Source organism: Cobetia sp. MB87, from assembly GCF_011319755.1.
GTDB lineage: Bacteria > Pseudomonadota > Gammaproteobacteria > Pseudomonadales > Halomonadaceae > Cobetia.
This window is the reverse complement of record NZ_VFBC01000007.1, coordinates 378,858-398,940: the sequence shown is the minus strand read 5'-3', so window position 1 is coordinate 398,940 and position 20,083 is coordinate 378,858. Positions and strand designations below refer to the sequence as shown.

17 protein-coding genes are annotated in these 20,083 nt (G+C 64.5%); 4 read left to right on the top strand and 13 right to left on the bottom strand.

Going from position 1 to position 20,083, the window contains the following annotated elements:
- Nucleotides 1–42: 42 nt before the first annotated feature.
- The 3 genes from lepA to CDPAHKCJ_RS07785 all read right to left on the bottom strand — a co-directional run bounded on the left by lepA (nucleotide 43) and on the right by CDPAHKCJ_RS07785 (nucleotide 4,373).
- Nucleotides 43–1,863, bottom strand: a complete 1,821-nt coding sequence (gene lepA / locus CDPAHKCJ_RS07795) for a translation elongation factor 4 (RefSeq protein WP_043331869.1) — start codon at nucleotides 1,861–1,863, stop codon at nucleotides 43–45.
- A 322-nt stretch (nucleotides 1,864–2,185) separates the two neighbouring features.
- Nucleotides 2,186–3,601, bottom strand: coding sequence for a DegQ family serine endoprotease (locus CDPAHKCJ_RS07790; protein WP_166019303.1), 1,416 nt, complete (start codon nucleotides 3,599–3,601; stop codon nucleotides 2,186–2,188).
- Between the two features lie 301 nt (nucleotides 3,602–3,902).
- Entirely contained in the window at nucleotides 3,903–4,373 is a 471-nt protein-coding gene (locus tag CDPAHKCJ_RS07785; protein ID WP_054554989.1) for a SoxR reducing system RseC family protein, read from the bottom strand.
- A 127-nt stretch (nucleotides 4,374–4,500) separates the two neighbouring features.
- Between CDPAHKCJ_RS07785 and CDPAHKCJ_RS07780 the strand changes: the two genes are divergently transcribed.
- Nucleotides 4,501–4,746 (top strand): VF530 family protein, encoded by a 246-nt coding sequence (locus tag CDPAHKCJ_RS07780; protein ID WP_166019302.1) that lies wholly within the window; start codon nucleotides 4,501–4,503, stop codon nucleotides 4,744–4,746.
- 220 nt (nucleotides 4,747–4,966) lie between these two features.
- Here CDPAHKCJ_RS07780 and CDPAHKCJ_RS07775 read toward each other — a convergent pair whose 3' ends face one another.
- On the bottom strand, nucleotides 4,967–5,704 hold the full coding sequence (locus CDPAHKCJ_RS07775) for a sigma-E factor negative regulatory protein (RefSeq protein WP_166019301.1): 738 nt from the start codon (nucleotides 5,702–5,704) through the stop codon (nucleotides 4,967–4,969).
- Between the two features lie 367 nt (nucleotides 5,705–6,071).
- Nucleotides 6,072–6,674 (bottom strand): RNA polymerase sigma factor RpoE, encoded by a 603-nt coding sequence (gene rpoE / locus CDPAHKCJ_RS07770; protein ID WP_043331873.1) that lies wholly within the window; start codon nucleotides 6,672–6,674, stop codon nucleotides 6,072–6,074.
- Nucleotides 6,675–7,207: 533 nt separating this feature from the next.
- Here rpoE and CDPAHKCJ_RS07765 point away from each other — a divergent pair.
- Complete coding sequence (locus tag CDPAHKCJ_RS07765; protein ID WP_043331875.1) at nucleotides 7,208–8,296, top strand: 3-deoxy-7-phosphoheptulonate synthase; 1,089 nt, start codon at nucleotides 7,208–7,210, stop codon at nucleotides 8,294–8,296.
- 163 nt (nucleotides 8,297–8,459) lie between these two features.
- Here CDPAHKCJ_RS07765 and dinG read toward each other — a convergent pair whose 3' ends face one another.
- Both dinG and CDPAHKCJ_RS07755 read right to left on the bottom strand, forming a co-directional pair.
- The gene (gene dinG, locus CDPAHKCJ_RS07760; RefSeq protein ID WP_166019300.1) at nucleotides 8,460–10,598 is read right to left on the bottom strand and encodes an ATP-dependent DNA helicase DinG; all 2,139 of its coding nucleotides are present in this window, start codon (nucleotides 10,596–10,598) and stop codon (nucleotides 8,460–8,462) included.
- A 262-nt stretch (nucleotides 10,599–10,860) separates the two neighbouring features.
- Entirely contained in the window at nucleotides 10,861–12,165 is a 1,305-nt protein-coding gene (locus CDPAHKCJ_RS07755) for a DEAD/DEAH box helicase (RefSeq protein WP_166019299.1), read from the bottom strand.
- Between the two features lie 1,012 nt (nucleotides 12,166–13,177).
- Here CDPAHKCJ_RS07755 and CDPAHKCJ_RS07750 point away from each other — a divergent pair.
- Together CDPAHKCJ_RS07750 and xthA are read left to right on the top strand one after the other, a co-directional pair.
- Nucleotides 13,178–13,444 carry a hypothetical protein gene (locus CDPAHKCJ_RS07750; RefSeq protein WP_043331879.1) on the top strand — a complete coding sequence of 89 codons (267 nt, stop codon included), beginning with the start codon at nucleotides 13,178–13,180 and terminating at the stop codon, nucleotides 13,442–13,444.
- A complete protein-coding gene (gene xthA / locus CDPAHKCJ_RS07745) occupies nucleotides 13,444–14,256 on the top strand; it encodes an exodeoxyribonuclease III (protein WP_166019298.1) in 813 nt (270 codons plus the stop codon). The genes CDPAHKCJ_RS07750 and xthA overlap by 1 nt, the downstream gene beginning before the upstream one ends.
- A gap of 122 nt (nucleotides 14,257–14,378) precedes the next feature.
- On the opposite strand, the gene CDPAHKCJ_RS07740 is transcribed toward xthA, so the two are convergent.
- From CDPAHKCJ_RS07740 to CDPAHKCJ_RS07715, 6 genes are all read right to left on the bottom strand, one after another.
- Nucleotides 14,379–15,674 (bottom strand): hypothetical protein, encoded by a 1,296-nt coding sequence (locus CDPAHKCJ_RS07740; RefSeq protein WP_166019297.1) that lies wholly within the window; start codon nucleotides 15,672–15,674, stop codon nucleotides 14,379–14,381.
- 133 nt (nucleotides 15,675–15,807) lie between these two features.
- Complete coding sequence (locus tag CDPAHKCJ_RS07735; protein ID WP_166019296.1) at nucleotides 15,808–16,602, bottom strand: energy transducer TonB; 795 nt, start codon at nucleotides 16,600–16,602, stop codon at nucleotides 15,808–15,810.
- Nucleotide 16,603: 1 nt separating this feature from the next.
- Nucleotides 16,604–17,002, bottom strand: coding sequence for a biopolymer transporter ExbD (locus CDPAHKCJ_RS07730; RefSeq protein WP_166019295.1), 399 nt, complete (start codon nucleotides 17,000–17,002; stop codon nucleotides 16,604–16,606).
- Nucleotides 16,995–17,618, bottom strand: coding sequence for a MotA/TolQ/ExbB proton channel family protein (locus CDPAHKCJ_RS07725; protein ID WP_082388107.1), 624 nt, complete (start codon nucleotides 17,616–17,618; stop codon nucleotides 16,995–16,997). Before CDPAHKCJ_RS07725 ends, CDPAHKCJ_RS07730 begins: the two co-directional genes overlap by 8 nt.
- Complete coding sequence (locus tag CDPAHKCJ_RS07720) at nucleotides 17,611–19,062, bottom strand: MotA/TolQ/ExbB proton channel family protein (protein ID WP_166019294.1); 1,452 nt, start codon at nucleotides 19,060–19,062, stop codon at nucleotides 17,611–17,613. Before CDPAHKCJ_RS07720 ends, CDPAHKCJ_RS07725 begins: the two co-directional genes overlap by 8 nt.
- Complete coding sequence (locus tag CDPAHKCJ_RS07715; RefSeq protein ID WP_346773907.1) at nucleotides 19,062–19,973, bottom strand: DUF3450 domain-containing protein; 912 nt, start codon at nucleotides 19,971–19,973, stop codon at nucleotides 19,062–19,064. The genes CDPAHKCJ_RS07720 and CDPAHKCJ_RS07715 overlap by 1 nt, the downstream gene beginning before the upstream one ends.
- Nucleotides 19,974–20,083: the final 110 nt, after the last annotated feature.

Below are 20,083 nucleotides of genomic sequence, written 5' to 3'. Positions count from 1 at the left end.
TGCCCTGGGTCTTGGTGGCAAGCCGCCAGTCGGCGGCCTGCCTCAGTCGTTCATCTTGAGCACGGCAAGGAAGGCGTCCTGGGGAATTTCCACCCGGCCGACCTGCTTCATGCGCTTCTTGCCCGCTTTCTGCTTCTCGAGCAGCTTCTTCTTGCGGCTGACGTCGCCGCCGTAACATTTGGCGGTCACGTTCTTGCGCAGCGCCTTGACGGTGGAGCGTGCCACGACCTGGCCACCGACGGCCGCCTGGATCGCCACATCGAACATCTGACGCGGAATCAGCTCTTTCATCTTCTCGACCAGCAGACGGCCGCGGCCATGTGCGTGATCACGGTGGATGATCGCCGCCAGTGCATCGACGCGATCGCCGTTGATCAGCACGTCCAGACGTACCAGCTTGGCGGCCTCGAAGCGCTCGAAGCTGTAATCCAGCGAGGCATAGCCCTTGGAGATGGACTTGAGGCGATCGAAGAAGTCCATCACCACTTCCGCCATCGGCAGTTCATAGATCAGCTGGATCTGGCTGCCCAGGAACTGCATGTCGAGCTGGACACCACGACGGTTGACGCATTCGGTGATGACGTTGCCGACATATTCCTGCGGCACGAGGATGGTAGCGCGGCAGATCGGCTCGCGCAGCTCATCGACGTTGGCCATGTCCGGAAGCTTGGACGGGTTGGACACCGGCAGCACATCGCCGTTGTCCATCAGCACCTCATAGATCACCGTCGGCGCGGTCGTCAGCAGGTCGAGATTGTACTCGCGCTCCAGACGCTCCTGGATGATCTCCATGTGCAGGGTGCCGAGGAAGCCGACGCGGAAGCCGAAGCCCAGTGCATCGGAGTTCTCCGGCTCGTAATCCAGCGAGGCATCGTTGAGCGCCAGTTTCTGCAGGGCGTCACGGAAGTCCTCGTAGTCATCGGAGCTGATCGGGAACATGCCGGCGTAGACCTGCGGCTTGACCTTCTGGAAGCCCGGCAGACGCTCGACCTTGTCGGCCGTCTTGGTGTGCACGATGGTGTCACCCACCGGCGCGCCCATGATGTCCTTGATGCCGGCGACGATGAAGCCCACCTCACCGGCGCGCAGCACGCCGGTTTCCTTGCGCTTGGGCGTGAAGATACCGATCGCGCCGGTCTCCCAGTCGCGGCCGGTGGACTTCAGGCGGATCTTCTCACCCTTCTTCAGGGTGCCGTCGAAGATACGCACCAGCGAGACGACGCCGAGGTAGTTGTCGAACCAGGAATCGATGATCAGCGCCTGCAGCGGTGCCTCCGGATCGCCCTTGGGCGGCGGAATGTCACGCACCAGACGCTCGAGCAGCGCTTCCATGCCCATGCCGGACTTGGCCGACACCTGACAGGCATCCGTCGCGTCCAGACCGATGATCTCCTCGATCTCCTGGGAGACCTTCTCAGGGTCCGCCTGCGGCAGATCCATCTTGTTGAGGACCGGCAGCACCTCGAGGCCCTGCTCGATGGCGGTATAGCAGTTGGCCACTGACTGGGCTTCGACACCCTGGCCGGCATCCACCACCAGCAGCGCTCCTTCACAGGCATACAGCGAGCGCGAGACTTCATACGAGAAGTCGACGTGCCCCGGGGTATCGATGAAGTTCAGCTGATAGGTATTGCCATCATCGGCGTGGTAGTCGAGGGTCACCGACTGGGCCTTGATGGTGATACCGCGCTCGCGCTCGATGTCCATCGAGTCAAGCACCTGCTCCTTGAGCTCACGATCGCTCAAGCCTTCGCACAGCTGGATGATGCGGTCAGCCAGCGTGGACTTGCCGTGGTCGATGTGGGCGATGATTGAGAAGTTGCGGATATGCTTCAAGGACGGCGGCGTTACGCGTTCGGTCATGGATCACTGCTCTGTATTTGTGCCCGCCTCCGTGAAATCACACGGCCAACACGGGAGACGACGGAAATCGAATTGCACGCATTGTACAGTCCGACCACAAGCGATGATAGAAGGCGTTGCCTTTTGCGCCCGTCCGGGCCCTGTCACAGCCCACCTGAACTCGGGTGAGCCGCAGGGCCGCCCGGCAGCAGACGGGGCGCACAGTCGCCCGTGCGCCCCGTCTGCTGCCGGAGTAACCGCCATCGTGCCGGTGGCGGTCACCTTCTGTTGCCTACACTCTTGGCGCTCACGTTTTCGTCACTAGCCCCAGGTGCTGACTGGATCACTCGTCGCTGTCGGCACGCATGCGCAGTGCGATATACAGCGGGCGACCATTGCGCACCAGGCGCAGCGAGACCGGACGATTGGTCGGCAGCTCGGCGACCACATCGCGCAGCGCCTGCACGCTGGTCAACGGCTGCTGATTGAGCTCGACCAGCACGTCGCCAGTGCTGATGCCCGCCTCGGCGGCCACGCCCTGCGGGTCGACTTCCATCACGCGCACCCCATGATCCAGATTGAGCTCGTTCAAGCTGGCCTTGTCGAGCTCTGCCACCGCAACGCCCAGCCCCTGCTTGTCATCAGTGGCCTTGGCGGCATGCGCCTGCTCACTGCCCGGCCAATGGCCGACCTTGGCAGTCAACGTCTGGCTCTTGCCATCGCGCAGGATGGAGAGCTTGAGCGAATCGCCCGGCGAGCTGGCACCGACCATGCGCGGCAGGTAAGTCGAGCTCTCGACCGCCTTGCCATCCACGGCAGTGATGATGTCACCACTCTTGAGGCCAGCGGCGGCGGCCGGGCCATCCGGATCAAGATCGGCGATCAGCGCACCGCGCGCGCGGTCCAGGCCGAAGGATTCGGCCAGGTCCTTGGATACCGGCTGGATGACGACGCCCAGCCAGCCGCGGTCCACGCGCCCATCGGTCTTGAGCTTGTCGGCGACATCCATCGCGACATTGATCGGGATCGCGAAGCTCACGCCCATGAAGCCGCCGGAGCGGGTATAGATCTGGGAATTGATGCCCACTACATCGCCATCGAGGTCAAACAGCGGCCCACCGGAGTTGCCCGGATTGATCGCCACATCGGTCTGGATGAACGGCACATAGGCGTCCGACGGCAAGGTGCGATCGATGGCGCTGACGATACCGGCGGTGACGGAATGATCGAAGCCGAACGGTGAGCCGATCGCGGCCACCCATTCACCGACTTCCAGCGCGTCACTGTCGCCCATCGGCAAGGTCGGCAGATCTTCCGCCTTGACCTTGAGCAGCGCGATATCGGTCTTCTTGTCCTCGCCGACCACCTGCGCCTTGAGTTCGCGACGGTCGTTGAGGCGCACCATCACCTCATCGGCACCGTCGATGACATGGGCATTGGTCATGATGTAGCCATCATCGGAGATGATGAAGCCAGACCCGAGGCTGGAGCGCTTCTCGATACCCCCGCGGCCCGGGCCAGGCAGTTGATCACCGAAGAAGCGCTTGAAGAATTCGGGCATCTCTTCGCCATTGGGCCCCCGGAACACCGGCCCCGAGCTGCGCTGGATCTCGGTGGTGGTCGCGATATTGACCACCGCGGGTGCCGAGTCCTTGACCAGCTGGGTGAAGTCGGGCAATTCACGAGCCTGGACCAGCTGGGAGCCCATCAGGGCAGCCATGGCCAAGGCAGGTACCATCAGGCGGGAAAGGGATTTCATCAGTGCGGCTCCTGGTACGTCCTGTCATCACTTGTTATCAGGCGTGCAATCACGCAACTACTGACGATGGCAGCGTCACATCGCTGGCGGCGTCCTTCTCATTGACGTCGAAGCGTCGTTGAAGTTCAGCGATTGGTGCCGCGTTGGACGCAACCATGCGTCGCCAACATCCGACAGGTGCCGATGCCAGCCCGATGCAGACTGACGTCGCCACCTGTCGGCAATACAAGTCACTCCCCCGATTTGCCGAGAGAGTCGACTACCGCTATCACTTGAGCACGTCATCACTTGAGCAAGCCGACTACAGCGCCTTGATTGCCATCGCATCCATGCCGAGACGACGCATCAAGCGCGGCCGGTAGAGTGCCTGCCGCTCAGGGCGCGCGGCATGCCAGCGCACGACCATCAGGCCCGCCGCCAACGAGAGCGCGAAGCCCAACGGCACCGCCAGGGTGCCAGCGCCCGCCAGCTGCTCGGCCACGATCCCCCCCAGCATGCCGCTGACCAGCGGCAGGCCATACAGCAGGCCCGCACTGCGCAGAAACGCCGACTCATCGATGCCGATCACCACCCGCTCGCCCACCATCGGCAAGTCTTCGCCTGCCGGCACATGGATCAGCACGCGATGCGGCTTGCGACGCGAAAACTGGCTCAACAGGCCGCTGCCACAGCTACTGCGCGCATTGCAGGCACCACAGGTGGAGCGACGCTGGGTCTCGACCCAGACGCCTTCCTTGCCATGCCCCGTGACCTGCCCCTCTTCCTGCATCATCTTGCTGACTCCTGCAAAAACTCGCCGCGCACTGGCGACACATACGCGTAGAATAGCGTCATTCACGGCGGCACTTCACGCGCCTCAGGCCCGACAAGCGCCCACGATACCATCAACAGGAGCCCGCATGAGTGACGCACCCCCATCCACTTCCCGCCTGGACCCGCTGCACGGCGTCACCCTGAAGGCACTGATGACCTGGCTGGTGGACCACTACGGCTTCGAGACCCTGGGCGAGCTGATTCCCATCAACTGCTTCCTCAGCGACCCGAGCATCAACTCGAGCCTCAAGTTTCTGCGCCGCACGCCCTGGGCGCGCGCCAAGGTCGAGGCACTCTACATCCAGACGGCAGATCGCTATCTGCATGACTGAGGCCGAGCGTGGCCACACCGCCAAGTGACGGCGTTGGCCGGAGGCGAGCAGGATAGGCGGGCGCAAAGCCTGAACCTGAAAAATCGAACGAAAAAATTGAACGTGAAAATGAACGTAAAAAAGAGGGGCGGCCAATGGCCGCCCCTCTTTTTTACGTTCATCCATGCCGCTTTCATCTGCCTAGGCAGCGAGGTCACGCAAGTCAGTCATCCCGCGAATGTTACTGGGCAACATCCTGCAGGCTGATCCACTCGCTGCGCTCCGGCACCGGGCCGCGCGAGGAATGCTGGCTCAGGTAGGCCTCGAGCAGACGACGCTGCGCGAGATCCGCCGCGGCGACATTGCTGGACGACATGCCGGAATCGTAGCTGCCACTCTGCGGCGCCATGAACATCGGACGCGAGCTGGAGGGCGTCACGCCGACCTGCATCAAGCCGTTGTTGGCGCCGGGCTGTACCCACTGAGACGCCTCGGCGTTCACCGACGGCTGGCTGACCTGACGCACGGTGCCGCCCTGGATGGCGGAACCACCCTGGTTGACGGAAGAGCCACTGGCAAGCTCTGCACCGCTGTTCACGCCGCCGGGCACCCCATTGTCACCGCCATTGAAGACCTGCACGCCGGTGATCACCATCACCGCGACGCCTGCCGCGATGGCGGCGGAACCGGCAAAAGAGAACAGGCTGCGGCGCTCGGCTACGGGCGGTGCGCTCGCGGGAGCCTCACGGGAGATCAGCTCGACCTCAGCGCTGACCGCCGACGCGATATCCAGAGTGAAGGTGCTTTCACGCTCACGATGCATGGCACTGCGCGCCAGGTGATAGCGGCGCCAGGTGTCTGCAGCCTCAGGAGACTCATCGAGTCCCTTGAGGACACGACGCAGATCCAGCTCGTCTCCCTCCGCATCCATCAGCGCGGACAGCGACTCCTTCACGGATTCGGTGGTCTTCAGATTCATGCGTAAATACCCTCACACTCGTCAGATTGAACGACGGCTTCAATCTGCACTCCTGGCAACAAATGGCGTCATTCACCATGGCGGCTGATGGCCTGGGCGGGCCAACGGCAAACAGCGTTACTGCGCCGTGGAAGAGGGGCCTTCGTGCCCTGCCCCTCACCACTCAACTTTCCAGCGCTCATGCACGCAGTCGCTGAGCTACATGACTACTGAACAGTAAGAACACGCGCCGCACGGATTGTTCCGCCATTCGTTCAGAAAACATTCACTTTAGCTGCAAGATTTCGCCAAGCCACTGAGTTGATTGAATTTAACCAACAAAATTTTTGTGGCTCTTCTCTCACAGGGGCGACGCAGAACAGCGACGTCACTCGACGGCAGACACCGCCGCGGCGGGACTGACCAGCCCCTGGATCGCCTTGTCGACCGCTTCACGTGCCCGGAAGATACGCGAACGCACCGTGCCCACCGGGCACTGCATCACCTCGGCGATATCCTCATAGGACAGGCCATCGAATTCGCGCAGCGTGATGGCGGTGCGCAGGTCTTCGGGCAGCTTCTCGATGGCCTCGAAGACCACCTTCTCCAGCTCATCACGCGCCATGGCGGCTTCCGGCGTCTCGATGTCCGACAGGCGACCGGATTGATCGACCACCTCGGCATCGCCGATATCCATGTCGGTGCCCGGCGGACGACGACCCCGCGAGACCAGATGATTCTTGGCCGTATTGATGGCGATCCGGTACATCCAGGTATAGAAGGCACTCTCGGCCCGGAAGTTGGGCAACGCACGATAGGCCTTGATGAAGGCTTCCTGGGCGACATCCTGCACTTCTGAATGATCGTGTACGTAACGGCTGATCAGGCCGAGAATCTTGTGCTGATATTTCCTGACCAGCAGATCGAAGGCGCGGTTATCCCCTTTCTGGGCGCGCTCGACCAACTGCTGGTCCGTTTCATTGACACTCATTCACTCGCTCCCTCCGCGGGAGTGGAGGCACCGCTTGCGGACTCCACATCAGGAATCCCCGGGGCATCAGCACCTGACAGGAATTGCGACTCGCGCATGCGTTATCCGGCCCCTTTGATATTCGTTGTGATGGATGCGATGCCTGGCGCGGGGCGAAAAAGCGCCCGGCGGCCCGCTGACGCGACCAAAATCAACGCACAGTGTTCCTGTTTATCATTTGTACGGCAAGACGCCATGCCGTCAAAGCCTCAGGTTTTGCGTGTTCACTCCCGTCATGACAGCGTTTGGCGACGCTGACACGTCAAAGCGTAACGATTTCTTTACGATTTACGCTCATCTTGATTCACACGAGCCCCAAGTCAGCGCCAGCCAGCTTGACAGTTGATTAAATTTGACCCAAGGGCGCTGACAAGCTGGCATGCAGCAGATACCATGGACGTCATTCAGTACGCACAACACGGATGGCGGGCGCGAAGACGCCCGTCTGACTCTGCTAGCAGCCATGCAGACCGCACACCGCTCAGGACACTGTCATGTCAGAACAACACGTCAACAACCTCAACGTCCTGTCACAGGACGTGCTGATCACCCCCGAAGCGCTCAAGCAGGACATCCCGCTGACCGCCAAGGCCGAAGAGACCGTCATCGAAGGCCGTCGCACCATCCAGCGCATTCTGGACGGTGAAGACCCGCGCCTGCTGGTCGTGGTCGGCCCCTGCTCCATCCATGACCTGGACGCCGCCCGTGACTACGCGCGCCGCCTGAAGGTGCTGGCCGAGGAAGTGAAGGACAGCCTCTACATCGTGATGCGCGTCTACTTCGAGAAGCCGCGTACCACCGTCGGTTGGAAAGGCCTGATCAACGACCCGCACCTCAATGACACCTTCGAGATCGAGGAAGGCCTGCACATCGCGCGCGGCCTGCTGGTCGAACTGGCCGAGATGGGCCTGCCGCTGGCCACCGAAGCCCTCGACCCGATCTCCCCGCAGTACCTGCAGGACTGCATCAGCTGGTCCGCCATCGGCGCACGCACCACCGAATCCCAGACCCACCGCGAGATGGCCTCTGGCCTGTCGTGCCCGGTCGGCTTCAAGAACGGCACCGATGGCTCGCTGGATGTCGCCGTCAACGCCCTGCAGTCCGTGTCCCACGGCCACAACTTCCTGGGCATCAACCAGGCCGGTCAGGTCGCGATCATCCGCACCCGCGGCAACGCCTACGGTCACGTCGTGCTGCGTGGCGGCAACGGCAAGCCGAACTACGACAGCGTCAGCGTCGCGCTGGCCGAGCAGGAACTGGCCAAGGCCGGCGTCACCGCCAACCTGATGGTCGACTGCTCCCATGCCAACTCCAACAAGGACCCGGGCCTGCAGCCGCTGGTGCTGGAAAACGTCACCCAGCAGATCCTCGAGGGCAATCGCTCCATCATGGGTCTGATGGTCGAGTCGCATATCAACTGGGGCGCGCAGAAGATCAATGCCGACCGCAGCAAGATGGAATACGGCGTCTCCATCACCGACGCCTGCATCGACTGGGCGACCACCGAAGACACCTTCAAGACCATGGACGCCAAGCTCAAGGACGCCCTGCGCGCCCGCCTCGAGCAGCCCGCCGAAGCCTGAGCCAGAAGCCTGAGGCCACTGATTTCAGACCGGCAGCATTGAATGAATGAAAAAGCCCCGCCGATTGGCGGGGCTTTTTTGTGGCCGCCGGGTCGACAGCTGATGGGCCAGCTCTGACCGTCCAGCCCTGCTCCATCAGTTCTGGCCCATCACTGCTGGCCCATCAGTTCTGGCGCACGCCATCGATCTCGCGCACGAAGGGCGGCAGTGCCTCGATCAACTGCTGACCGTAACGCTTGGTCAGGATGCGTCGATCCAGAATCGTGATACGCCCTTCATCGGCTTCCTTGCGGATCAGGCGCCCACAGGCCTGCACCAGCTTGATCGAGACATCCGGCACCGCGATACGCATGAAGGGATTGCCGCCCCGCGACTCGATCCACTCCGCCAGCGTCGCACCGACGGGATCATCCGGCACCGCGAACGGCAGCCGCGTGATCACCACGTGGGTCAAATACTTGCCGGGCAAGTCGATGCCCTCGGCGAAGCTCGCCAGCCCGAAGATGATGCTGCCGCGCCCGCCATCCACCGCCTTGCGATGCTGACTGAGCAGCTCATGCTTGGGCAGACGACTCTGCGCCAGCACCCGCTTGCGCGTCTCACCATCCAGCGCCTTGTTGACCGCCGCCAGCTGCTTGCGTGAACTGAACAGCACCAGTACCGCCTCGCGCACATCCAGCGCATTGACGAAGTCGACGATCGCCTGCTCATGCGGGCCAGGTGGCGACGGCTCCACCGCCTCGCGCGGGATGGCCAGCACCGCCTTGCCATAATCGAATGGACTGGGCAGACGCTGATAGCGATAGCGATTGGCCAGGCCCGCGCGCTCCTGCAGGCGCTCGAAGCGATTGAGCGCCGTCAGGGTCGCGGACGTCAGCACTGCGCCGAAACAGGCGCCCCACAGGTGGCGCGCCAGCGTTTCCGCGGCCGACACCGGGCTTGCCGACACGGTCATTTCCGGCTCGCCATTGAAGCGCTCGAAGGTCAGCCAGCGCGCATGCGGCGGCCCATCGGCAGGGTCGCTCAGGCCGATGGCCTCCCACAGCGCATGGGCTTCCAGCGCACGCCCGTGCAGCAGGGCCACCAGCGGCAGCCAGTCCTCGGCATTCTCCTTGGGCAGGCCGGTGGCCTTCTCCGGGTCCAGGCTCTCACGCAGGATGTCGGCGATCTGCTCCAGCGCCCGCGACAGCTCCGCGAAGCCCTTGAGCAGATTGTGGCCCAGCTCCTTCAGCGCCTCCGGTGCCTGACCGCGCTCGAAGCGATGATTGGTGACGTCCTCGCCGGCCCCATTGGGCAGATCCGCCAGCTGATGCCCCAGCCCGAACACCTCACCCAGACGCGGCTCGATATCCGCCAGCAACTCGGGCATACGCGCCAGCAGGCGCCCGATGGTCGGCTGACTGCCCAGCGCCGCATTTAGCTCGGTGAGCGACTTCTTGAGGTTGCCCAGCCAGCGCAGCGTCTGATTGATCGGCGTACGGTGATGGAAGTGATCCAGCGCCTTGTCGGGCAGATGGTGTGCCTCGTCGAAGACGTAGATGCAGTCACTGGGCGATGGCAGTACCAGCCCGCCGCCCAGTGAGAGGTCCGCCAGCACCAGGTCATGGTTGGCGACGATGATGTCGGCCTGCTCCAGCTGACGACGGGCCCGGAAGAAGGCGCAGGCCGAGAAGTGGCTGCAGCGGCGATTGGTGCATTGACGATGGTCGGTGGTCAGACGCGCCCAGTCGCGGTCCTCGATCTGCAGTGGCCAGCTGTCGCGATCCCCTGCCCACTCGCCGCTGGCATAGTCCTCGGCCATCTTGCCGGCCAGCTCCACGAAGCCGCCGCCGTCGCTGGCGATCATGTCGCGCTCGAACAGCGCCATGGTCGGGTTGTCCTCGACACCTTCCAGCGCCTGATCGAGCTTCTGCACGCACAGGTAACGGCGACGGCCCTTGGCCAACGCATAGTCGAAGCTCAGACCCGAATGCTTCTTGAGCGCCGGCAGGTCCTGATGCATGACCTGCTCCTGCAGCGCGATGGTCGCGGTCGAGACCACCAGCCGCTTGCCACGCGCCTTGGCCACCGGCAGCGCAGAGAGCAGATAGGCCAGCGTCTTGCCGGTACCGGTACCGGCCTCCAGCACGCAGACATGCTCGTTGCCGAGGCGATAGCCTTCCGGATTCTGCTCGATGTTGCCCAGGGTGCGCGCGATCTCGGCGATCATCAGCCGCTGCCCGTAGCGCGGCGTCAGCTCAAGACCCTCGAGCAACTTGCGATAGGCGCCCTGAATCTCGCCCTTGAGGCTATCTTCCAGCATTGCGTGTCTCTCTCCTCAACTGGCCAACCACCCCTGACCCACGACATCCGGTCGACAACAACTGGCGGCTGGCTGCTTGTCACCAGATCACCTGCCGTCAGCTCGCGTGACATCAGCTCACATGTCGTCAAACCTGCGGGTCATGGAGCGCAAGACGGCGAACAGCCTGAGCTGTCCGCCGTCTTTGCGTGCTACTGCCATCTACCTCGACTGCCCAGCTCGATCGGCCACCTTTCTGTGACCGGCCGGAGGCAAGCAGGCGTTACAGCAGGCCCTGGGGCGGCTGCTGACGCGGCAGCGTTTCCTGCAGGTAGTCTTCGATTTCCGGCAGCGAGAAGACATCCTCCTCACCGACGAAGCTGATCAAGGCCACATCGCTGAAGCTTGCACGGTGAACGTAGTCTTCCGGCACTTCCGGCAGCGTGAAGTTGATCGCATGGGTCGCGTCTTCGAGTGCGAAGCCACGTCCGGCGACATCACTGACCACCAGCACCTTGAGTTTGCCGTTGCGGAAGGCCTCATGGGCTTCCAGGCGCTCGGTCTGGGTCTCGGCGCCGGACATCACCGCCGACTCGATACCGGCTTCCTTGAGCGCGGCGTTGATCTTGCGCACCAGCCCACGGCTGTTGCCGAAGACCACGGAGCGTTCCATCTCGCCCTGCTTCACCAGATTGATCAACAGACGCAACTTGTCATCATCGCTCACGGTGTAGGTCTGCACGGCGTCGTTGTACGCCGCGATGGCTGCCGTCGCTTCGTGCTCGACCGCGACCTGAGTCGCCTCATGCGTCCACTGCTCGGCCAGCCCCAGCACGTCGGAAGACAGCTCGGCGGAGAACAGCAGCGTCTGGCGCTCTTCGGGACGCGGCGTGGCGCGGATGATGCGCTTGACGTCGGGAATGAAGCCCATCGACAGCATGCGGTCCGCTTCGTCGACCACCAGCACCTCGGTCTCGGAGAGGTCGACATCGCGCTTGGTATGGAAATCAAGCAGGCGGCCTGGCGTGGCGACCAGCAGGTCGACCTTGCGCTCGAGGCGCTCACGCTGCTTCTGGTAGTCCATGCCACCCACCACGCAGGCCACCGAGATGCGCGCGAATTCGGAGAACGCCTTGGCGTCCTTCTCGATCTGCAGCGCAAGCTCACGGGTCGGCGCGATGATGACGGCACGCGGTGCGCCCGGCTTCTGGCCTTCCGGCGCCTTCTCTTCCAGGAAGTAGGCCAGGGTGGCGATCAGGAAGGCGGCGGTCTTGCCGCTGCCGGTCTGGGCACGACCGACCACGTCACCACCCAGCAGCGCCTTCTCGAAGGTCTGGGCCTGGATCGGGGTGCAGTATTCAAAGCCGGCCTTCTGGATGGCACGCATCAGCGGCAGCGGCAGATCGAAATCATGGAAGCGCCACTGACCGGCGACCGGCGCGACCGGGAATTGATCGAGGTTCCACTTGGACTGGGAGCGACGCGGCTTGCGACGACGACGCTTGGGCTTTCTCGGCTTCTGGTTCGGGTCCTGCGGCTCTTGCTGAGTCTGCTCAGCGGCTGGCTGGGTCTGATCCGTCTCGCTCATGTAATCCGTTCTTTTCAAGGGTTCATATGCGACAGGCGCGGGTCGTTCTCGGAATCTCGCCGTGACAGGCCACACCCGGTTGGTTCGTCATGCCCAGTCGTCTCACCTGGTTCGCCTGACTCGCGCCTGATGCGCGGTAGTCTCGGGCTGCATGCGCCTTTACCGGATTGGGAGCCATTCCCTGCACTTCTGCGGCGACACCCCCTGGGTGTGCGTCTCCGAGGCCACGCAGGCCTCGGGTGCAGAAGGACACGAATGCTCTCACCTGTTCTTGACGGATTCACGCATCCAGCGCTCCCCTGCCCGAATGTTCGGCAAGGGACTGGAGCGGACGTCTGCCATGAGGGTCTGCTCACGTGGCACCGGTCATGTCATCGCCGGGCTCACGCAACGGACGGGCTCATGGGTCGCCACAAGGACGGCCGATACTGCGTGTCGGTCGAAAGGGCTTCTTCATCGGGCGGGCATCAGACTGCCGGGCAACCTTGGCCACGCCACGGGACAGTTCGCCGCCGCCCATCTGTCTATCTGTCTATCTGTCTTACTGCGTGGACCGGGGCGGCGTACCTGCCAGGGTCATTCAGGTAACACTCACATATTGCTTGTCGCTGGCACGGGCAATGGCAGCAAGACTGGCGCGTCCGGCAAGCCGTTGTCGCTGACATGCGTGAGGGGAAGCGTGCCCCGAAAGGCAGGCGACTCGCCATCGTGCATGAGACGCAAGGCGCCGGTTCAAGCGGCCAGTCACGCACCTCACCTGCGGGCAGCGACGATAACGCCGTCATATTGTACCAGCCCGCCGGCGTCTTCGCGCCCCTGCATCATGACGCACCTGGCGCAAGACATCCTCGCGCGCACGACACGCGATGCGTCTCACCACGACGCCCCTCATGGCACCCGCCCCATGCAGGCTGGTAGAATGCCCGACAACTGATGCGGTTGCCCGCGTGCCGCGGCCTTGCCGTGCGACTCAAGGCTGGCGACTGCCGACACCGAACAGGAAAGCCCGAAGATGACACGTAGAAAGAAGAGCCGCTCCATCGCCGACAAGGTGCAGATTCGTACCGGCCGCCGCAAGGACTTCAAGAAGTGGCGCGCAGAGAACCCGGACCAGGTGCATTCCGGGCCGCGTTACGTGGCCAAGAAGAAGGACCAGCGCAAGTCCCAGGCGGCCGCCAAGCTGGAGCGCATGAACGCGGCGCCGCTGTTGCCGCTGCACCCTGATGCGCCGGCAAAGGAAGACAGCTCCTCCAAGGATGATGGTGGAGGCGAAGCGTGATGCGCCTGATTTCCTTCAACATCAACGGCATCCGTGCGCGTCCGCATCAGCTGGAAGCGTTGATCGAGACGCATCAGCCGGAAGTCATTGGTCTGCAGGAAACCAAGGTGCAGGACAGTGAATTCCCCCACGCGCACATCGAGGCGCTGGGCTATCACGTGGTGTGGCACGGCCAGAAGGGTCACTACGGCGTCGCGATGCTGACCCGTCAGGTGCCGAAGAAGGTGCACTACGGCATGCCGGATGACGACGAGGATGCCCAGAAGCGCATGATCGGCGTCGAGATCGACGGCCCGAATGGCGAGCCGCTGATCGTCTACAACGGCTACTTCCCCCAGGGCGAGAATATCGAGCACCCGGTGAAGTTCCCCTACAAGACGCGCTTCTATCAGCAGCTGCTCCGCCTGCTGGAAGAAGACCACCAGCCCGAGCAGCACGTGGTGGTGATGGGCGACTACAACATCTCGGCCACTGACCGCGACATCGGCATCGGCGAGCCCAACCGCAAGCGCTGGCTGCGCGAAGGCAAGACCAGCTTCCAGCCCATCGAGCGCGAGTGGATGGAACGCCTCTACGCTTGGGGCCTGACCGACAGCTTCCGCCACGTGCACCCGGAAGTCGATGACCAGTTCAGCTGGTTCGACTACCGCTCACGCGGCTTCGAGCGTGAGCCCAAGCGCGGCCTGCGCATCGACCTGATCATGACCAGCCCCGGCCTGACCCCGCTGATCAAGGATTCCGGTGTCGACTACGCACTGCGCGGCATGGAAAAGCCGTCGGATCACGCCCCGGTGTGGACCGATATCGGCTGATACGCTGAGCAACGCCAGCGCCAGACACGCAAACGCCGCCTTTCCCGTCTCAGGACGATCAGGAAAGGCGGCGTTTGCGTTGCAATGCTCAGACAGCGCTGGATCGCCAGCGTCTCATGTCATCAGCGCTGGGCGACGGACTTCAGCCAAGCATCGGCCCCTTCAGCGCCACGCGCCTGAGCCTTCTTGAAGGCTTCACGCGCAGGGTCGAACTGCTCCAGCTGACTGGCGACCACGCCGGAGAGCAGCCAATGACGCGCCGAGTCATCGCCACGCTCACCGGCCGCAGCCAGCGCCTGCTGCGCCGCTTCCCAGCGCCCCCAGTCATAGGCAAGCTCGGCATACTGCCGGGCATCCTCGAGTGACTGGCTCTGCTGCGAGACGGCTGCCCAGGCCTTGAGTGCGTGCTCGACATCGCGCGCCGCCGTCCAGGCCTGCGCCAGCTGGCGACGCAGCGCCGGGGTGTCTTCAAGCAGCGGCTGCCCCTCAGGCGTCGCGGATTTCGAAAGCCCCGCCTCGATCAGCTCCGCCGCCCGCGCCGGCGCACCGGCCGCCAACTGCAGGTCGACCCGCTGCTGGTAGGCATCACTGCCGCTAACGATCCCCGCCGCCCATGCCGCTTCCCAGGTACTGGCGGCGCGGGTGTTCTGGTTGAGGCGCTGATAGAGCGCCACGGCACGCTGCCAGTCCTGCGGGTCACGTGACTCGCCCAACCCCTGCTCGACCAGCGCCACCGCCGCGCCATGGCGACCGGTCTGCTGATAGACGCTGACGGCCAGCTTCAAGCGATCGCCACTCGGCGCACTCGCCTTGCTGGCACGCTCCAGCCAATCCTCGGCGCGCGCCCAGTCACCCCGATTGGCCTCCAGACTGACCGCCAGCCACAGGTCATCGGCACTCGCCGAGCCACCGTGCAGATACTCCGCCAGACGAGCGATACCGCTGTCGCGCTCACCGGCGCGCAGGCGCAGCATCGCTTCACGTCGCAGCCATTCGCGAGCCTGGGAGGCATTGACGCCCGGCAGGCGACGCGCCTCGGCATACAAGCGTGCCGCCTGGGCCTGATCGCCCTGGCGTGCACGGGCACTGGCCGCCAATGACAGATACAGCGCGCGCACCTCGCCGCGCTGGCGCTTGGCCTCACGCTCGGCGCGCTCACCGACCTCGTCATAATCGCCTTCATCCAGCCGTGATTGCAGCGTGCGCAACTGCCCCGCCACTTCGGCGGAGACGCGCGTCGCCGCATGGGCCGCACTGATGCCACCGACTTCCATCATCAGCATCAGACAGGTCGAGACCAGTGTCACGCGGGTGAGTCGGCGCCCGCCGCGTGTCAGCAGCTGGCGCGCCCGGGCCATCAGGCCTCGCGATCGCTCAGCGCTGTCGGCGTCCTGCGGCGGTGTGGATTTCGCTACCATGAGTCTTTCCTCTTGCGTTCATCCGCTGCCATGACCCGGCGCATTGCCGATAAGTCCACGGCCTCGGAGATGACGACATATGACACACATCAGACACCCGATGAAAGTCCGCGCCATGGGGTCATGGGTTGCCTCAACGCAACTGGAACTCGAGCCGCTGGCGCGCCTGACGCGCATTACCCGCGGCCGGGAATTCCCAGCGCGCGATCGCCTTCATCGCCGCCCGATCGAACACGCCCGACGGCTCGGCACGCACCACTCGCAGCGAGCCGCCATCGACATTGCCATCCGGACGAATCACGAAGGCCACCTCGACGAAGCCCTCGATACCACGGCGACGCGCGCGACTCGGATATTCGGGAGCGGTGCGTACGGTGGGCCGCGGTGAACCACCCTGCGCAGCCGGGGCTGCCTTGGGCTTTGACGGCTTCGCCGCGGCCTGTGATGACGCGTCAGACGCCGACTGCGCCGATGAAGCGGCCTCGGCCTGGCTGGCGACCGCCTTGGGTTCCGGCTTGGCCTTGGGTGCCGGTTTGGGCGTCGGTTTCGGCTTGGGGGTCGGTTTGGGCGGACGCTCGACTTCCAGCGGCGGCAGGCTGTCATCCATGGTCAGCTCTGGCGTCGGCGGCAATGGCGTCTTGACCTCCGGAATCGCCACCGGGCTTGTCGCCTTGGGCGCCGGCATCGGGGCTGCCTTGGGTGGCGGCGGTGGCTCGGCAGGCGGTGTCGGCAGACTTTCACTCGCCGCCGGTGCGGGCTGCGGTGCCTCTTCAGGTGCCTGCACGGTGGAGACCGACAGCGGCTCCGGTGGCGGCGTGTCGTTCACCGGCGGCGCGACCAGCAAGGCCAGCGCATAGAACAGCACCAGCGCCAGCAAGGCACCGCCGACAAGCCCGACGAGTCGATTGGCATACAGGCGTCGCGTCATGTCATTCGCCCTTCGAGGCGGCGACCGCGATGTCCTGCACACCCGCATTGCGCAGCGCATCCATCGTCTCGACCAGCAGGCCGGTCTGTGAGCGGCTGTCGGCCTGGATCACCACCGGCTGACCATCGGCAAGGTCGGCCACGGCGTCGCCGACGCGATGGGCATCCACCGGCTGGCCGTCGACCCACACCGCGCCCTCGGCGGTGATGGCGACCATGACCGCCGCATCGGGGCGCGCCGTGGCATTGGAGGCTTCCGGACGCTGGATCTCGACCCCGGACTCCTTGACGAAGCTGGTGGTGACGATGAAGAAGATCAGCATGATGAAGACGACATCCAGCATCGGCGTCAGATTGATCTCGCCGCTGTCTTCCGCGGCCTCCATGCGACGTCTACGCATGTGGTGTCTCGCTTGTATCAGAGGAGGAATCAAAGCCGTTCGCAGCGGACATGCCGGAACGTGCATCGTCGACGGCGCGCGCCAGACGGTCGTGCAGGCGCTGGTCTTCACGACGCACCACGCGCTCGAAACGCGTGACGAACATCAGGCCCACCACCGCGACCGCCATGCCGGCCAGCGTCGGCAGCGTGGCGCGAGCCACACCGTCGGCCATGGCACGCGCCTGGCCCGTGCCGGCGATCGCCAGCGAGTCGAAGACATGGATCATGCCTGTCACGGTACCCAACAGGCCGGCCAGCGGGCAGATCAGCACCAGCAGCTTGAGCCACGGCAGCGGCGCGCGCAGACGTGACAGCAGCTCACGGGTCAGCACTTCACGATGGGTGAGCGCCGACCAGCTGTGGTGCTCGCTGCGCGCCACCCAGTCGTGGATCAACTGCTGACGCGCCGGACGGTGCACAAGCCGCCAGTAGAGGCCGCGCTCCAGCGCCAGCCCGAACAGCACCATGGCGATCAGGCAGATCACCACGATCAGCGGGCCACCGCTTTCCACCAGCCGCATCACTGGCGCGAAGCCACCGCTCAGCAAGGAAGAGGCGGCCAACGAATCAGGCATGCTCGGTATCCCGCTGACGCGCCGCCGCGCTGGCAGCCTTGCTCGGAGCGCGCTTCTCGAGGTGGTCGGCCAGACGTGCACTGGCGCGGCCCTCGAGGCGGCCCATCAGGCCCTTGGACAGACTGGAAAGTCCGGTCTGGGCGAACAGCAGCGGCACGGCGGTCACCAGACCCAGCACGGTGGTCACCAGCGCCTGGGAGATACCGCCGGCCATCAATTTCGGGTCGCCGGTACCGAAGACGGTGATCGACTGGAAGGTGCCGATCATGCCGGTCACGGTACCCAGCAGACCCAGCAGCGGCGCGATGGCAGCCAGCAGCTTGACCAGCGCCTGGCCACGTTCAAGTCTGGGCTGCTCTGCCAGCAACGCCTCGTCGAGACGGGCTTCGAGCGCTTCCGGCTCATGGTCGTGGCGCATGCCTTCAAAGCGATGCAGTACACGACCCAACGGGTTGTCATCGCGGAGCTGGCTCAGGTCGGCCTCCTGACGCTTGACCGCACGGCGGGTCAGCGACAGGCGCACCAGCTGAATCAGCGCGATGATCAGGCCCAGCACGCCCAGGCCGACGATGACGTAACCGACGGCACCGCCCTGCTTGAGGCGCTCACCGAGACGCGGCGCCCGCGCCAGCGCCTGGGTGACATCGCCACCGGTGGGGTCGAAGCTCAGGCGATCACTGTCACCGGCATCGAAGGCCGCCAGCTGCTTGCGAATGCGCAGCGGCGTGGTGCCTGCAAGACCGAGAGTTTCCAGCGCCGAGGGGCCATCCACGGCCTTGTCTTCCGACAGCGGTGCCAAGAGGTGGTGACCACTGAAGGCCATCTGCTCGCCGACGCGCACGATCTCACGTGGCTTGATGCTGCCATCCGGCCCGGCCAGCGGTGCCTGGAAGCGCAGTGCGCGACCGCTTTCGGTGGCGATGCTGCGGATGTCCGCGGTCAGGGCGGCGAGACGCTCGCGGCCCGGCACCTCATCGCGGGGTCCCAGGTCCGGCAGACGCGCCTGACCGCCGACCAACAGCCAGTTGCCCGCCAGCGCCTCACGCGTCTCGCGGGCATGCTTGCGCGCCACCTCGAAGACCTGACCGAGATCGCCCTGCTGGGCCTGACGCTCTTCGTCCAGACCGCTGAGAGTCGCCTGTTGCTCCTGCGCTTCGGCCTCGAGGGTCGCGCGCGTCTCGCGCAGGCTGTCACGCCGCGCCTCGGCCTCGCTGACCGCCGCTTGCAGTGCCTCGCGATCCGACAAGAGGGTGTCGAGACGCGCCTGATCGCGGCCTTCGGCCTGACTGGCCGCCTGTTCGAACTGCTCGACACTCAATGACTGCTCGGCACTGCCGGTCGCCGCCAGCACGGCGGGAGATGACAACGTCAGCAGCCCCAGGGTGCCGGCCGTCAGCAACAGGCGTGACAGAGACGCACGTGGCGCTTGTGAATTCGTCGCCATCAGCTGGACTCCTGCGCGGTACGGGTAGTGGTGGTACGTGGGCTGGTGACTGCCGCGGCAGCCTGATCGGCGCTCTCGAGCGCGGACTGCGACAGACGCCCCTTCGGCGCCAGCTCGACGTCCTCGACCGGCACCGACAGCGGCAGGGTCACCAGTGACGGTGCCTGCTGGTCACGCGCCATGCTGATGCCCTTGCGCAGCGCCTCCAGGCCGCTGTCATCCAGCACCTGCCAGCTGCCATTTCTGGCCTGCCAGGCGCCGCCATGCTGACCATCCAGCGTCAGGTAATAGAGACCGACGCGGCCGACACGCAGATACTGCACCTCGGTGTCTTCTCCGCCGACAAGCCCTGCGCGCCAGGTATCGAAGCCCTGACCGTAGCTCAGCTCCTGCTGCCAGGCGTTGAGCAGTTGATCGAGGCGCTCGTCATTGCTCAGGCTGGCATTGGAAAGGTTGTCACGCAGACGCTGGACGCGCGCGAGGCGCTCGTCCTTGAGAAACGGCAGATCCTGCTCGATGAAGTCCTCAAGCTCCTCGACCTGCTGACGCAGCAGGCCCGGCAGCGACTCACGCGTGGCCTCGAGATTCTCCAGCGCCGTGCGCTGGCGCTCGATACGCGCCGCGCGGTCAGCATTCAGCGGCGTCAGTTCCGCGGTATAGCTTTCCAGACGCGCGGCTTCCTGACGCGCTTCGCGCAGGCGCACCAGCAGCGCACGCGTCTCGTCATCGGCGGCGTCGATGCGCGCCTGCAGCTCACGCTGGGTTTCCTGATGAGTGGCGGCACTGTCACGCAGTGTCTCGGCATGCGCCGGCAATGCGGTGGCTGTCAGCGGTGCAAGCAGCACCAGCGCCGGGAGCAGGCCACCGAGGGCTCGCACGCACGGGAAGGGGAAAGAAGTCGAACGCCGCACGGACATCTCCTGAAGAACTAGGCTTGGTTGCATCCTCGGTCGCCTGCCAGGCCGCTAGTGGCTTCCGAGTGGAAATGCAAATCACTGGCATGGACGGTATTACAAACAAG